The 14609-nt window shown below is 67.2% G+C and carries 16 protein-coding genes; 4 read left to right on the forward strand and 12 right to left on the reverse strand.

Annotated features, from left to right (window positions below; translation table 11 throughout):
* Positions 1-53: 53 nt before the first annotated feature.
* The 3 genes from mutS to N7573_RS06575 all read left to right on the forward strand — a co-directional run bounded on the left by mutS (position 54) and on the right by N7573_RS06575 (position 5225).
* On the forward strand, positions 54-2669 hold the full coding sequence (gene mutS / locus N7573_RS06565) for a DNA mismatch repair protein MutS (protein WP_279912008.1): 2616 nt from the start codon (positions 54-56) through the stop codon (positions 2667-2669).
* A 327-nt stretch (positions 2670-2996) separates the two neighbouring features.
* Positions 2997-4508, forward strand: a complete 1512-nt coding sequence (locus N7573_RS06570) for a catalase (protein WP_182474429.1) — start codon at positions 2997-2999, stop codon at positions 4506-4508.
* 108 nt (positions 4509-4616) lie between these two features.
* A complete protein-coding gene (locus N7573_RS06575) occupies positions 4617-5225 on the forward strand; it encodes a DUF937 domain-containing protein (protein WP_279912007.1) in 609 nt (202 codons plus the stop codon).
* 72 nt (positions 5226-5297) lie between these two features.
* Here the strand turns inward: N7573_RS06575 and N7573_RS06580 are convergent, their stop codons facing one another.
* The 3 genes from N7573_RS06580 to N7573_RS06590 all read right to left on the reverse strand — a co-directional run bounded on the left by N7573_RS06580 (position 5298) and on the right by N7573_RS06590 (position 7255).
* The gene (locus tag N7573_RS06580) at positions 5298-6485 is read right to left on the reverse strand and encodes a cellulase family glycosylhydrolase (protein ID WP_279912006.1); all 1188 of its coding nucleotides are present in this window, start codon (positions 6483-6485) and stop codon (positions 5298-5300) included.
* 113 nt (positions 6486-6598) lie between these two features.
* Positions 6599-7006: an RNA-binding S4 domain-containing protein gene (locus N7573_RS06585; RefSeq protein ID WP_004149153.1), complete on the reverse strand. Its 408-nt coding sequence runs from the start codon at positions 7004-7006 to the stop codon at positions 6599-6601.
* Positions 7007-7015: 9 nt separating this feature from the next.
* Positions 7016-7255, reverse strand: a complete 240-nt coding sequence (locus N7573_RS06590) for a hypothetical protein (protein WP_032127550.1) — start codon at positions 7253-7255, stop codon at positions 7016-7018.
* A gap of 62 nt (positions 7256-7317) precedes the next feature.
* Between N7573_RS06590 and N7573_RS06595 the strand changes: the two genes are divergently transcribed.
* Positions 7318-8778, forward strand: a complete 1461-nt coding sequence (locus N7573_RS06595) for an MATE family efflux transporter (protein WP_279912005.1) — start codon at positions 7318-7320, stop codon at positions 8776-8778.
* 177 nt (positions 8779-8955) lie between these two features.
* Here the strand turns inward: N7573_RS06595 and N7573_RS06600 are convergent, their stop codons facing one another.
* From N7573_RS06600 to N7573_RS06640, 9 genes are all read right to left on the reverse strand, one after another.
* Positions 8956-9366 carry a DUF1801 domain-containing protein gene (locus N7573_RS06600; RefSeq protein WP_032127552.1) on the reverse strand — a complete coding sequence of 137 codons (411 nt, stop codon included), beginning with the start codon at positions 9364-9366 and terminating at the stop codon, positions 8956-8958.
* Between the two features lie 38 nt (positions 9367-9404).
* Positions 9405-9839 carry a DUF1801 domain-containing protein gene (locus N7573_RS06605; RefSeq protein WP_279913866.1) on the reverse strand — a complete coding sequence of 145 codons (435 nt, stop codon included), beginning with the start codon at positions 9837-9839 and terminating at the stop codon, positions 9405-9407.
* 79 nt (positions 9840-9918) lie between these two features.
* Positions 9919-10299 (reverse strand): DUF6404 family protein, encoded by a 381-nt coding sequence (locus N7573_RS06610; RefSeq protein ID WP_121503895.1) that lies wholly within the window; start codon positions 10297-10299, stop codon positions 9919-9921.
* An 82-nt stretch (positions 10300-10381) separates the two neighbouring features.
* A complete protein-coding gene (gene rplS / locus N7573_RS06615; protein WP_005408597.1) occupies positions 10382-10783 on the reverse strand; it encodes a 50S ribosomal protein L19 in 402 nt (133 codons plus the stop codon).
* A gap of 154 nt (positions 10784-10937) precedes the next feature.
* The gene (gene trmD / locus N7573_RS06620) at positions 10938-11696 is read right to left on the reverse strand and encodes a tRNA (guanosine(37)-N1)-methyltransferase TrmD (protein WP_279913865.1); all 759 of its coding nucleotides are present in this window, start codon (positions 11694-11696) and stop codon (positions 10938-10940) included.
* An 8-nt stretch (positions 11697-11704) separates the two neighbouring features.
* Positions 11705-12217, reverse strand: coding sequence for a ribosome maturation factor RimM (rimM, locus tag N7573_RS06625; RefSeq protein ID WP_071227727.1), 513 nt, complete (start codon positions 12215-12217; stop codon positions 11705-11707).
* A gap of 44 nt (positions 12218-12261) precedes the next feature.
* Positions 12262-12522 carry a 30S ribosomal protein S16 gene (gene rpsP / locus N7573_RS06630; protein WP_005415733.1) on the reverse strand — a complete coding sequence of 87 codons (261 nt, stop codon included), beginning with the start codon at positions 12520-12522 and terminating at the stop codon, positions 12262-12264.
* A 131-nt stretch (positions 12523-12653) separates the two neighbouring features.
* Entirely contained in the window at positions 12654-13436 is a 783-nt protein-coding gene (locus N7573_RS06635; protein ID WP_279913863.1) for an aminotransferase class IV family protein, read from the reverse strand.
* Positions 13433-14509: a nitronate monooxygenase gene (locus N7573_RS06640; protein ID WP_279913862.1), complete on the reverse strand. Its 1077-nt coding sequence runs from the start codon at positions 14507-14509 to the stop codon at positions 13433-13435. Before N7573_RS06640 ends, N7573_RS06635 begins: the two co-directional genes overlap by 4 nt.
* Positions 14510-14609: the final 100 nt, after the last annotated feature.

Consider the following 14609-nt stretch of genomic DNA (forward strand, 5'->3'; position numbering starts at 1 on the left):
CCATCTACAGCCTTCCACTCACTCGCACATCCGCATCTGCAGAACCGCTATAAATGACTGATATTGCTACAAAACCTAAGAAATCGAAGCCGTCAGACGACCATACACCTTTGATGAAGCAGTTCTTCGCGGCCAAGTCCGATTACCCGGACCTGCTGCTGTTCTTCCGCATGGGTGACTTCTACGAACTGTTCTACGACGACGCCCGCAAGGCGGCGCGCCTGCTCGACATCACCCTGACCCAGCGCGGCAGCTCCGGCGGCGCACCGATCCCGATGGCCGGCGTGCCGGTACATGCCTATGAAGGCTACCTGGCACGGCTGGTGGCGCTGGGCGAGTCGGTGGCGATCTGCGAGCAGATCGGCGACCCGGCGCTGGCCAAGGGCCTGGTCGAGCGCAAGGTGGTGCGCATCGTCACCCCCGGCACGGTCACCGACGAGGCGCTGCTGGATGAACGCCGCGACACCCTGCTGATGGCCCTGTCGCGCAGCAAGCAGGGCTACGGCCTGGCCTGGGCCGACCTGGCCGGCGGCCGCTTCCTGGTCAACGAGGTGGAAACCGACGACGCGCTGGAAGCCGAACTGGCACGGCTGGAACCGGCCGAGCTGCTGGTGCCCGATGAAGAGAACTGGCCGGAGTTCCTGCGCCAGCGCACCGGCGTACGTCGCCGCGCGCCGTGGCTGTTCGATGCCGACAGCGGCCGCCGCCAGCTGCTGAATTTCTTCAAGCTGCATGACCTGAGCGGCTTCGGCATCGACGACAAGCCGCGCGCCACCGCTGCGGCCGGTGCCCTGCTTGGCTATGTCGAGGAAACCCAGAAGCAGCGCCTGCCGCACCTGACCTCGATCGCGATGGAAACCGCCGGCGAGGCGATCGCGATGAACGCCGCCACCCGCCGCCACCTGGAACTGGATACGCGCGTCGACGGCGACACCCGCAATACCCTGCTGGGCGTGCTCGACAGCACGGTGACGCCGATGGGCGGGCGCCTGCTGCGGCGCTGGCTGCACCGCCCGCTGCGCCTGCGCGAGGTGCTGGTACAGCGCCACCATGCGGTGGAAACCCTGATCGACCGCGGCAGCGACGCCGACATCCGCGAACAGTTCCGCCGTCTCGGTGACCTGGAACGCATTCTCACCCGCGTCGCGCTGCGTTCGGCGCGGCCGCGCGATTTCTCCACCCTGCGCGACGGCCTGGGCCTGCTGCCGGCGGTGCGCGAGGTGCTGGCACCACTGGATTCGCCGCGCCTACAGACGCTGCATGCGGCGCTGGGCGAACACGACGAGTGCGCGCAGCTGCTGGCCAGCGCCATCGCCGAAATGCCGCCGCTGAAACTGAGCGACGGCGGCGTGCTGGCCGATGGCTTCGATGAAGAGCTGGACGAACTGCGCCGCCTGTCCACCCACGCCGACCAGTTCCTGGTCGACCTGGAACAGCGCGAGCGCGAAAGCAGCGGCATTCCCACCCTGAAGGTGGGCTACAACCGCGTGCACGGCTACTACATCGAAATCAGCAAGGGCCAGTCCGACCGCGCGCCGGTGCACTACACCCGCCGCCAGACGCTGACCAATGCCGAGCGCTACATCACCGAGGAACTGAAGGCGTTCGAGGACAAGGTGCTGTCCGCGCGCGACCGTTCGCTGTCGCGCGAGAAGTACCTGTACGAGCAGCTGCTGGACACCCTCGGCGGCCAACTGGAACCGCTGAAGCAATGCGCCGCCGCGCTGAGCGAACTGGACGTACTGGCGGCCTTCGCCGAACGCGCGCAGGCGCTGGACTGGGCGCGCCCGGAGCTGCAGGCCGAGCCGTGCCTGAAGATCGAGCGTGGCCGCCACCCGGTGGTCGAGGCGGTGCGCGAGCAGCCGTTCGAACCCAATGATCTGGATCTGCATCCGGACCGTCGCATGCTGGTCATCACCGGCCCGAACATGGGCGGTAAATCGACCTACATGCGGCAGAACGCGCTGATCGTACTGCTGGCCCACATCGGCAGCTTCGTGCCGGCCAGCCGTGCGCTGATCGGCCCGATCGATCGCATCCTGACCCGCATCGGCGCCGGCGACGACCTTGCCCGCGGGCAGTCGACCTTCATGGTCGAGATGGCCGAAACCAGCTACATCCTGCATCACGCCACCGCCCATTCGCTGGTGCTGATGGACGAGATCGGCCGTGGCACGTCCACCTACGATGGCCTGGCGCTGGCCGACGCGGTGGCCCGTCACCTGGCCTACCAGAACCGCTGCTACACGCTGTTCGCCACCCACTACTTCGAGCTGACCGCGCTGGCCGACGAGCAGCACGAGGGCGGCCGCAGCGGCATCGCCAACGTGCACCTGGACGCGGTCGAGCACGGAGAGGCGCTGGTGTTCATGCACGCGGTAAAGGATGGCCCGGCGAACCGCAGCTTCGGCCTGCAGGTGGCGGCACTGGCCGGCCTGCCGCGCGCCACCGTGGCACAGGCACGACGTCGCCTGGCCGAGCTGGAACAGCGCGGTGGTGAAAGCCATGCCGCCGAGTTGGCGCCGCAGGCGTTGGATGCACCGCAGCAGTTCGGCCTGTTCGCGGCACCGTCGAGCAAGGCGCAGGACGCGCTGGCGGCAATCGACCCGGACGAACTGACGCCGAAGCAGGCGCTGGAAGCCCTGTACCGGTTGAAGGCACTGCTGTAGCCGCGGCGCACGCCCATGGCCTCCCGCTCGCCTTGCGGGAGGCCTGTTGAAAGACCGTGCAAATCCGATTCTGCGTTTCAATTGACAGAATCTATCAACCTGAACGAATCATTCGATTATTCATTTCATCTGGCCATAGCTAAAGTCGAGTGAAGATGTTTCTCCCACGTCTTCACCGCCACCAGGAGCCAGCCGATGAGCCAGTCCGACAACAACAACGCCAAGTGCCCGTATCACACCGCCCCGTCGCCGGAGCAGGGCGCCGAGCAGCAGCGCGAGCTCAGCACCACGCCCAAGCAGAAGCATGGCGATGATCCGGTCACGCCGATGACCACGGCCTTCGGCGCACCGGTGGTGGACAACCAGAACAGCAAGACCGCCGGCCCGCGTGGCCCGCTGCTGATGGAAGACGTCTGGCTGCTGGAAAAGCTGGCCAACCTCAACCGCGAAATCATTCCCGAGCGCCGCATGCACGCGAAGGGCTCGGGCGCGTTCGGCACCTTCACCGTCACCCATGACATCAGCAAGTACACCCGCGCCAAGCTGTTCGAGAAGGTCGGCAAGCAGACCGAGATGTTCGCCCGCTTTACCACGGTGGCCGGCGAGCGTGGCGCCGCCGACGCCGAGCGTGACATCCGCGGCTTCGCGCTGAAGTTCTACACCGAAGAAGGCAACTGGGACCTGGTCGGCAACAACACCCCGGTGTTCTTCCTGCGCGACCCGCGCAAGTTTGCCGACCTCAACAAGGCGGTCAAGCGCGACCCGCACACCAACCTGCGCAGCGCGCGCAACAACTGGGACTTCTGGACGCTGCTGCCCGAAGCCCTGCTGCAGGTGACCGTGGTGATGAGCGACCGCGGCATTCCGCGCAGCTTCCGCCACATGCACGGTTTCGGCTCGCACACCTACAGCTTCACCAACGCCGACAGCGAACGCTTCTGGGTCAAGTTCCACTTCGTCAGCCAGCAGGGCATCGAATCGCTGACCGACGCGCAGGCGCAGATCCTGGTCGGCCATGACCGCGAAAGCCACGGCCGCGACCTGTTCGCCGCGATCGAGAAGGGCGACTTCCCGAAGTGGAAGCTGTTCATCCAGGTCATGCCGGAGCTGGACGCGGAAACCTACCGCGTGCATCCGTTCGACCTGACCAAGGTGTGGCCGAAGAGCGACTACCCGCTGATCGAAGTGGGCCAGTTCGAACTGAACCGCAACCCGGTCAACTGGTACCAGGACGTGGAGCAGTCGGCGTTCGCACCGAGCAACCTGGTGCCGGGCATCGGCCCGTCGCCGGACAAGATGCTGCAGGCGCGCCTGTTCGCCTATTCCGATGCGCAGCGCTACCGCCTGGGCGTGAACCATCACCAGATTCCGGTGAACGCCGCGCGCTGCCCGGTGCACAGCAACCACCGCGATGGTGCGATGCGCGTGGACGGCAACTACGGCGGCCTGCCGCACTACGAGCCGAACAGCTACGGCCAGTGGCAGGAGCAGCCACAGTACCGCGAGCCGCCGATGAAGATCCGGGGCGACGCCGACTTCTGGAATTTCCGCGAGGACGACGCCGACTATTTCAGCCAGCCCGGTGCGCTGTTCCGCAGCTACAACCAGGCGCAGAAGGACCGCCTGTTCGCCAACACCGCCCGCGCCCTGGGCGATGCGCCGGACTTCATCAAGCAGCGCCACATCGACAACTGCAGCAAGGCCGACCCGGCCTACGGTGCCGGTGTTGCCGCGGCGCTGAAGGCGCTGGCCAGCCAGCCGTCGGATCCGTTCAAGCCGGCGCAGCCGGAAGCGGACTTCCCCACCGCCACCCCGGGCGCCGAAGACATCGAGCTCTGATCGCCCTGCCCCGTGTACGGCACGCCGCCTCCCAGTGAGGCGGCGTCGCCGTTTTAACGGTCCGCGTCGTACCTTCTGCACGCCCAACCCCAATCAAGGATTCCGCAGATGAGCCTGACCGATGAACTTCTCGCCAAATTGCAGGGCGCCCCGCTGCAGCAGGTGTCGCAGCAGCTCGGCATCAGCGATACCCAGGCTTCCGGCGCGATCAGTGCCGCGCTGCCGGTACTGATGGGCGCGCTGGGCAACAACGCCGCGCAGCCACAGGGCGCGCAGGCACTGCTCGGCGCCTTGCAGAACAACCACAGCGGCCTGGACCTGGGCGGCGTGCTCGGTTCGGTGCTGGGCGGCGGTGGCGCCAGCGGTGGCGCTGCCAGCGACGGTGCCGGCATCCTCGGCCACATCTTCGGCGGCAGCCAGCAGAAGGTGGAAACCGGCCTGGCCCAGGCCACCCAACTCGACAGCGGCCGCACCAGCCAGCTACTGCAGATCCTCGCGCCGATCGTGATGGCCTTCCTCGCCCAGCGCCTGGGTGGCGGCCAGGCCGATGCCAGCTCGCTCAGCCAGGCCCTCGGCCAGGAAAAGCAGCAGGTGCAGCAGCAGGGTGGCCTGGCCGGTGGCCTGCTAGGCAGCCTGCTGGACCAGGATGGTGATGGTCAGCTGGGCGTGGGCGATCTGCTCAAGCTGGGCGGCAATCTGCTCGGCGGCAAGCGCTGAAGGAAAGCCTGGCCGGACATGGGCGGGCGCTACCGGCATCGCCATGGGTAGCGCCGGGCCAGGCCCGGCGGCTTACCGGTTGCCCGCCTTCAAACGCTGCAGGATCGGTGCGAACAGGGGCGCCTGCATCGAACGCGGCGGCTCGACATGGCCGCCCTTTTCCTGCGCCTGCCAGTACGACCACGGCAGCGGCTTGTCGCCCAGTTCGTAGTCCATGCCGTCCCAGCCATCCTCGCGGAAGGCGTAGAAGGCCCAGTGCACCTTGTCCTGCTCCAGCACCTGCAGCACATCCTGCAGGTAGCGGCTGCAGTCCGGCCACCGCCGCATGCAGCCGAATTCGGCCACCACCATGCGGTTGGCACCGACGCCATGCGAGGCGGCCCACGTCATCGGCTGCTGCAGGTAACGGCGTACACGCGCCGCATCCCAACGCTCGCTGCCTGCACCGAACGGCACCTGCGCCGGATAGCGCCAGGGTTTGGCACGCGTCTGGTTCGGTGCACTGGTTGCCGCGTACGGCTCGTACATGTGCACGCTGTACAGCAGCTTCGAATCCGCCAGCGGTGCCGGCCAGTAGTTGAAACCGTCGGCGGCGGCATACCAGCCCGCATCCAGCATCAGCGGCATCGCGGTGTCGACCTCGCGGATGCTGGCGATCAGCTCCGAGTAGAAGCGGCGCAGATCGCGTGGGCCGTCCTGCACACCGGCATACCACCGCTGCATCGCCTCAGTGGACGCATGCTCGGCCAGGCCTGCACCGTACTCGGGCACCGGCTCATTGATGAGGTTGTAGGCGGCCAAGGCAGGATGACCCTTCAGCGCCGTGGCCAGGTCATGCCAGAAGCGACGGGCCGGCACATGGTTGTCGAAGGACTGCCACAGGCGCTGGTCGACCACATCGCCGTTGTGCTGCTTCCAGCGCAGCAACGGCAGCGACAGCGGCGTCAGCACCACTTTCAGCCCGGCCGCATCGGCGTCATCCAGCACCCGTCGCAGCGTGGCCAGGTCGGCCGGAACCAGTCCGCGATAGTCATCGGCGTTGCCGATCAGGAAGTCACGATCGCCCTGCCCCTTCCACTTGTCCGGCACCAGCCGCACCCAGGTCGCACCGGTCGCACGCAGCGCCTCGAAGTATTTCCGGTCCGGAGGCGACATGTTCATGCTGTTGCCACCGCGTTGCGGAACGTCCCAGAAGGTGATGTCGGCAGCGTGCAGTGGCGCCGCAGCAAGCAGGGACAGGCATAACAGCAGACGACGCATGGGCAGGCCTCCGATAGGTGAAAAACCAGCCTGCCCAGCGCAATCCGAACGCACCGTGACCGGCGCTTTGTTTCGCACCGCGATAGGAACAATCCGTTGGAATCAGGATTTCGCTAGAGCGCGTCGATGTCACCCAAGGCCCGGATCAAACGCCGCGCGCGCTTGTCCGGCTTGTGTTCCGGCGGCTGGAAACCATCGCGTGCGGCAATGCGCAGTGCACGCTGTTCGGCACGGCGCGCCTTCGAAGCCTCGCTCTCGGCGTACAGCTGCTGTGCCGTTGGCGCCGGCCCGCGCTGGTCGCTCAGGCCCAGCACCTGGATCTCGAAATGCTCCTCGCCGCGGTCGACCTGCAGCTGCTCACCCACGCGCACCGCGCGCGAGGACTTCGGGCGCTGCCCGGCCACGCTGACCTTGCCGGTCTCGATGGCCTGCTTGGCCAGGCTGCGGGTCTTGAAGAAACGGGCCGCCCACAACCAGATGTCCAGGCGGACACTGGGCGACAACGGGGAAAGCTCAGGCATCGGTGCGGACTACTCCGGTGGCTTGTTCAGAGGACGCGGATGGTCGGGGTCGGTGCGGCAGCCGCTGCCCCCAATCAACGTGGGTACACCAGCGGACAGGTCCTGGCGCTGGCTGCCGACCAGGCACTCGGGTCGGTCGGTCGGCCGCACCTGGGTATCGCCCAGCCGGTCACCTGTCGAACATGCGGCCAGTGCGGTGCCGATCAAGGCCATCGCCAGGCTCCATTTCACCTGCAGTCGTTGATGCATTGCCACATCCTGCAAACCGGCTTGGTGCTAGTGTGCGCCTCCCGGGAATCGATCACCACTCCATGGCCAAAGCGCCGCTTGACCTGACCTCCGGCCCGATCGGCCGCAACCTTCTGCTGTTCTCCCTGCCGATCCTGGCGGGCAACATCGCGCAGTCGCTGAACGGTTCGGTGAATGCGGTCTGGGTCGGGCGCTTCCTCGGCGAGGCGGCACTGACCGCCACCGCGAACGCCAACAACATCATGTTCTTCCTGATCGGCTCGGTGTTCGGCTTCGGCATGGCCTCGACCATCCTGATCGGCCAGGCGATCGGCGCGCGCGACATCGCGCAGGCACGGCGCGTGGTCGGCACCAGCGCTACCTTCTTCATCGGCCTGTCGGTGATCATCGCCATCGCCGGCTGGTTCATGGCCCATCCGCTGCTGGCGGCGATGGGCACACCGGCCGCCTCGCTGCCGTTGGCCGAAGCCTATCTGCAGATCATCTTCCTGGCGATGCCGACGCTGTACGCGTTCGCCTTCCTCACCGCTGCACTGCGCGGTGCCGGTGACTCGCGCACGCCGTTCCGTTTCCTGATGGTGTCGGTGGCACTGGACATCGTGCTGAACCCGGTACTGATCTTCGGCATGGGGCCGTTCCCGGCGCTGGGCATTGCCGGTTCGGCCTGGGCCACGCTGGTCGCGCAGACGCTGTCGCTGGCCGGCCTGCTGCTGTACATGCGGCACAAGCGCCACACCCTGTGGCTGGCCCGCGCCGACATGCGCCTGTTCAAGCTCGACCTGACCATCCTCAAGGCGCTGGTCATCAAGGGCGTGCCGATGGGCCTGCAGATGGTGCTGATCTCGCTGTCGGTGATCCTGCTGATGACCATGGTCAACCAGTACGGCACCGACACCGGCGCCGGTTACGGCGCTGCCCTGCAGCTGTGGAACTACCTGCAGATGCCGGCGATGGCGATCGGTGCGGCCTGCTCGTCGATGGCCGCGCAGAACGTCGGTGCGCAGCGCTGGGATCGTGTGCGCGGCACTGCGCGCCAGGGCGTGCTGTTCAACTTCCTGCTGACCGGCGCGCTGATCCTGCCGCTGGTGCTGTTCGACCGCCAGCTGCTGGCGCTGTTCCTGCCACCGGCCAGCCAGGCGCTGGACATCGCCCGCCACCTCAACCACGTGGTGATCGGCTCGTTCCTGTTCTTCGGCGTCAGCTTCGTGATCTCCGGCGTGGTGCGCTCCACCGGCGCAGTGATTCCGCCGCTGCTGATCCTGGCCGGTTCGCTGTGGGGCGTACGCGTGCCGTTCGCCGAACTGCTGCAGCCGTACTGGGGCGCCGATGCGATCTGGTGGAGCTTCCCGGTCAGCTCGCTGGTGTCGATGCTGCTGTCGCTGGCGTATTACCGCTGGGGCGGCTGGCGCAAGGCGAAGATGATGGGCAAGCCCTCGCACGCCGAAGAACTGGCCACGCCGTCGGAGATTCCGGCCTGCCCGCCGTCGCCGGTGGCCGACCCGGATGCCGCGCCACTGCGGTAGTGCCGGCCGCTGGCCGGCACCTTCAAACCTCTCCGGAAACATCGTGCAACAGCCGGCCAGCGGCCGGCTCTACCGCTTCTTCTTCGCCGCCGGTCATTACCACGGTAGTGCCGGCCGCTGGCCGGCAACCTCAAGCCCCTCCGGAAGCATCGTGCAACAGCCGGCCAGCGGCCGGCTCTACCGCTTCTTCTTTTTGGCAGCGTTGAACGTGGCCGCCGCGCGCAGCAGTGCCTTCAACGCCGCGGCATCCGGCATCGCGCCTTCATGGATGTCGATCGCACGTCGCGTGTTGCCGTCCAGGCTGGCGTTGAACAGGCCCTTCGGATCGGCCAACGCCGCACCGTTGGCAAAGGTCAGCTTCACCGCCTGCTTGTAGGTCTCGCCGGTGCACAGGATGCCGTTGTGCTCCCACACCGGTGTACCGCGCCACTTCCAGGTTTCCTGCACGTCCGGCAGCGCCTCATGGATCAAGGCACGCACGCGTGCCAGCGCCTCGCCACGCCAGTCGCCCAGCTCGGCGATGCGTGCATCGATCAGTTCAGCGGCCGGGGTTCCGGCATCGGCAGGGTTCGGTGCATGCGTGGCCATCAGCGGTTCTCGTCGGCAGGGAGATCGGAACGATGCACTTACATGCGCTCGCCGGGCAATGCCGCGGCCTGGCGCACCCAGTCGAGGAACTGCGCCTCATCCAACGCACCCTCCTGCTGGATGTGCAGGTAGCGCGTATCAGCACTCTTCGACGGCTCCGGCGGCACCGGCTTCAGCGCAGCGCCGCGGAAGAACGCCACCTTGATGTAGCGGGTGAAGCAGTGGAAGCTGAGAAACCAGCCTTCGCCCGGCGCAACCGCATACATCGGCGAATTCCACTTCACTGCCTTGTGCACACCGGGTACAGCCTGTTCGATCAGCGCGTCCAGCTGTGCTCCGATCGGCCGCTTCCAGTCCGGCATCGCCGCGATATAGGCCTGCACCGGCGCATCGCCTTCGCCCTTGGCGATCTGCGGGTTGCCGCCGGACAGCAGTTTAGGGGCAGCGGAGGGTGCGGTTCGCTGGGCAGGCATCGCACGGCACGTCCATCAGGATGAGATTGCAGCCTAGCGCGGCCCATCGCTGGCGGTCACGGCGCAGTGCGCCATCGGCTCAGTCCGCTTGCCGCGCCCGGAACTGCTGCCAGTCCGGCAGCTTGCGGTGGCGGCGCAGCGAGCGCATCAAGGCCGCCATCACCACGCCGAACAGCGCACCGGCCAACAGTCCGGCCGCCAGCAGCAGGGCCAGCGGGCGCTCACTGCCCTGCCACAGCATCAGCCACATCAGCGCGGTCCAGAACAGCCCGAACAGCAGGCCCTGCACCAGCGCATTGGTGCCGAAGCCGGCCAGGATCGGCGGTGGCAGTGCGATGCCCATGCGCCACAGCACACGATGCAGCAGCGGTGCCGACTGCACGCGCGCCAGCCCTTTTCCGTCGAGGAAGCGCAGCGCCGACTGGATCACGGCGGGGTAGCGCGGGTTGATGTCGTTCATCCCCTGATCGTGGCCGAAGCGATGCCGGAAACGCAAACGGCCACCCGAAGGTGGCCGTCGCGGCAACAACCGAAGTTGTTTATCAGGCCTTTTCGGCCAGACGGGCAGCCTTGGCGGCAGCAGCGGCAGCCAGGTCTTCCTTGATGCGGGCAGCCTTGCCTTCCAGGCCACGCAGGTAGTACAGCTTGCCGGCGCGGACCTTACCACGACGCTTCACTTCGACCGAGTCGATGATCGCGCTGTGGGTCTGGAAAACGCGCTCGACGCCGTAGCCGTGCGAGATCTTGCGGACGGTGAACGAGGAGTTCAGGCCGGCGTTCTTGGTGGCGATGACAACGCCTTCGTAGGCCTGCACGCGCTCGCGGCTGCCTTCCTTCACCTTCACGTTGACGACAACGGTGTCGCCCTGGCTGAACTTCGGCAGTTCACGGGTGATCTGGGCGGATTCGAATTCCGCGACGATGGACTTGTTCAGCTTGCTCATGGGTTACACCGATTCTTGTTCGGGTGGGCGTGTCGTATCGACAACGTAGGCTCATGCAGTCACCGGACTATGCTGCACGTTTGTTTTGGGTACTGCGCACGCCGGCCGGGGCCGACGGGAATTGGCCATGATAGCCGATAACGCCAGCCCTGCGCTAGGGGCTGGCCTTGTGTTTCTGGGCCTGACGGGCCTGCTCCAGCAGCTTGCGGTCGGCCTTGCCCAGCGCCTGTTCATCCAGCAGGTCCGGGCGCCGCTGGGCGGTACGGACCAGCGACTGCTGGCGGCGCCAGGCCGCGATGGCCGCGTGGTTGCCCGAACGCAGCACGTCCGGCACGTCACCCAGCGGGTGCTGGGCCGGCTGGCTGTAATGCGGGCAGTCGAGCAGGCCGAGGTCGCCCTCGAAGCTGTCCTGCGCCGCCGATTCCGCGTCGTTCAGGGCACCGTCCTGCAGGCGGGCCACGGCGTCGATGATCACCGCCGCGCCCAGCTCGCCACCGGACAGCACGTAGTCGCCGAGGGAAATCTCCTCGTCGACATTGGCCTCCAGGAAACGCTCGTCGATGCCCTCGTAGCGGCCACAGAGCAGGACCATGCGCGGCAGTGCCGCCAGTTCCCGCACCTTGGCCTGGGTCAACGGCGCCCCCTGCGGGCTGAGATGGATCACCCGCGCCGGGATCGGATCAGCATCACGGATCGCCTGCAGGCAGGCCTGCAGCGGCTCGATCAGCATCACCATGCCGGGGCCACCGCCGAACGGACGGTCGTCCACCCGGCGGTAGTTGCCTTCGGCGTAATCACGGGGGTTCCAGCCATGCAGGCTGAACAGGCCCTTCTCCTGCGCGCGCCCGACCACGCCCAGTCCAGCGGACTGGGCGAGGAACTCAGGGAACAGGGTGATGACGTCGAAACGCATGCTCACACTCAGAACTCGGGATCCCAGTCGACCACGACCAGGTTGGCCTCGAAGTCGACCGACTTGACGAAGTCCGGCTGCACGAACGGAATCATCCGTTCGCGGTCACCACGGACCACCACCACGTCGTTGGCGCCGGTGCTGAACAGGTGCGAGACCTGGCCCAGGGCAACGCCCTCGGTGGTCTTCACGTCCAGGCCTTCCAGGTCCACCCAGTAATACTCGTCGGGCTTCGGCGGCGGCAATGCACTGCGGGCCACGTAGATCTCGGTGCCGTGCATCGCTTCAACGGTATCGCGGTCCTCGATGCCGGGGAAACGGGCGACCAGGTGCTTGCCGCTGTCGCGGCCGCGTACACCTTCAATCGTGGTTTCCACGCCGGACGGGCTGCGCACGATCCACGGCTGGTAACGGAAAATGGCGGAACGTGGCTCGGTCCAGGACTCGAGCTTGATCTCGCCGCGCACACCAAAAGCGCCGACAACCCTGCCCAGCAGGATGCGGCGCTCGATATCTTTCATCTGCTTCAACCAAGAGGGCCACGCCGAAGCGTGGCCCGTCAGGATCAGGCCGCAGCGGCCTGGGACTTGGTCGCTTCCTTGATCAGGTTGCGGACCTTGTCGGTCGGCTGGGCGCCGTTCTTGACCCAATGGTCAACGCGGGCCAGGTCCAGCTCGATGCGCTTCTCGGCGCCCTGGGCGACCGGGTTGTAGAAGCCAACGCGCTCGATGTTGCGGCCGTCGCGCGCGCTGCGCACGTCGGTGACGATGATGTGGTAGAACGGACGCTTCTTGGCGCCGCCGCGGGTCAGTCGAATCTTGACCATGGTGTTTTCCCTATTGCCCAGTCGCCAGGATGGCGAGGTAAGCGGGCGATTATAGCGGCAGAGCCCGGCCGAGCCAACCCCGGGGTGAATCCGCCGTCACGGCAGCGCCGGGCCATGCCCGGCGGGGGTTTTCACCCCAATCTGTCCCAAGCCACCGCCGCCAGCACTGCCCTGCCCTGTTCAGCCAGTGCCTGCGAACCCGGCAGGACATGCCCGTCGATGGCGTCCAGCGCCCATAGGCCGCTGGCGTTGCAGGCAAAAGCGGCCTTCACGCTATCCAGTTCAGCCAGTGCCAACGGCCGCGTCAGCTGTGCCCCCGGCCAATGCTGCTTCAACAACGTCTCGGCAGTACCGCGCAGGGCCGGCGCCTGTGGCCAGAGCAGGCGCTCACCATCGTGCACGGCCAGGTTCCAGGTGCTGCCTTCACTCATCACGCCATCGGCGGTCACGAACAGCACATCGTCGAACCCTTCCGCCATCGCCGCACGGCGCTCGGCAAACAGGCCGAAGGTGCCGACGTGCTTGATCTGCGGCAGCTCGCGCTGCCACACCACGCTGCGCACCCGCTTCGGTGCGGTCAGCGCCACCGGCGCGGACACCGCCACCAGCACGTCCACCGGTACGGCCGCCAGCGGATTGCGGAAATCGAAGCGGCGCGAGTACACCGTCACCCGCAGCGAGGCATCGGCCAGGCCGGCCTGCTGCAGCGCCTGCGCCATCCAGCCCCGCACCTGCGCCGCGTCCAGTTCGCTGCCGAACAGTTCGCGCGTGGCCTGCGACAGCCGCGCCAGATGCAGGTCCAGTCCCTGCACGGCGTGACCGCGCACCTGCAGCGAGGTGAAGTGGCCATAGTTGACCAGCGCAGGCAGCAGATCCTCCACCTGCACCGGTTGGCCGTTGCAGGTCACGGTCATCGCAGCAGCGCCTGCGCCTGTTCCCACATGCCGCGCAATACGTCGGCGGCCGGCTGTGCCGGGGCCATCCACGCCGACTGCCCGGCCCAGGCCTGCATCGCCGCCAGACGATTTTCCTGCACGGCCTGCCTGCGCATCGGCGCGGTCAGGCCGCGCTGCACCGGGTACGGGCGTGGCGCCGGTGCGCCTTCCGCAGCGGCGGCGCGCACATAGGGGGTCGCCAGGCCACGGCCCAGGCGGCCGCTGAAGGCGCGGGTCGGCCAGGTATCTTCGGGTTCGCTGGCCGCCAATCCATCGGCCCACGCTGAAGCGATCGCCGCTTCGGGCGTGCGCAGGAAGGCAGTGCCGATCTGCACGGCACTGGCCCCCAGGGTGAGTGCGGCAGCAATGCCACGGCCATCGGCGATGCCACCGGCGGCGATCACCGGAATCTGCAGGTGATCGGCCAGGCGCGGCAACAACGCAAACAAGCCGACCAGCTGGCGCTCGGCCATCGCCGGATCGAACGCGCCGCGATGGCCACCGGCTTCCACGCCCTGTGCCACCACCGCGTCGGCACCGGCGTCCTGTGCCGCACGCGCTTCGGACAAGGTGGTCGCACAGGCGATCCAGGCAATGCCGGCATCCTTCAACTGCTGTACGTGGCGCGGCAGCAGCACGCCCATGATGGTCGAGGCCACCGCCGGGCGCGCCGCCAGCAGTGCGGCGAACTGTTCTTCGAAGTCGGCGGGCGTGGCATCGGCGGCGCTGGCCGGCACGTCCGGACCCCACTGCGCGAGGAAGGCGCGGCTGGCGGCTTCAGCGGCGACATCACGGGTCGGTGCCGGGTCCGGCACCCACAGGTTCACCTGTGCGGGGCCCGTCGAGGCAGCGCGGAAGTCATCCATCCAGTGGCCGATATCGACCGATGACGACAGCACTGCGCCCATCGCCCCCATGCTGCCGGCATTGGCCAGCGCAGCCGACAACGGCACCGGGCAGGCGCCGGCCATCGGGGCCAGCAGGATCGGAACGGATACGCCAAAGCGCCGGCAGAACGCCTCGACGCGGGAAGATACAGCGGAACTCTGCATGACGGCCCATCGTTTCGGACAGGCCCCCATGGTGCGCGCAGGATGGGGGTGGCGTCGAGCTTGCTCGACTCTACCTCGACCGGGGCACCGGCAGAAAAGC

The organism is Stenotrophomonas sp. GD04054 (genome assembly GCF_029836955.1).
In the GTDB taxonomy this organism is placed as follows: domain Bacteria; phylum Pseudomonadota; class Gammaproteobacteria; order Xanthomonadales; family Xanthomonadaceae; genus Stenotrophomonas; species Stenotrophomonas maltophilia_A.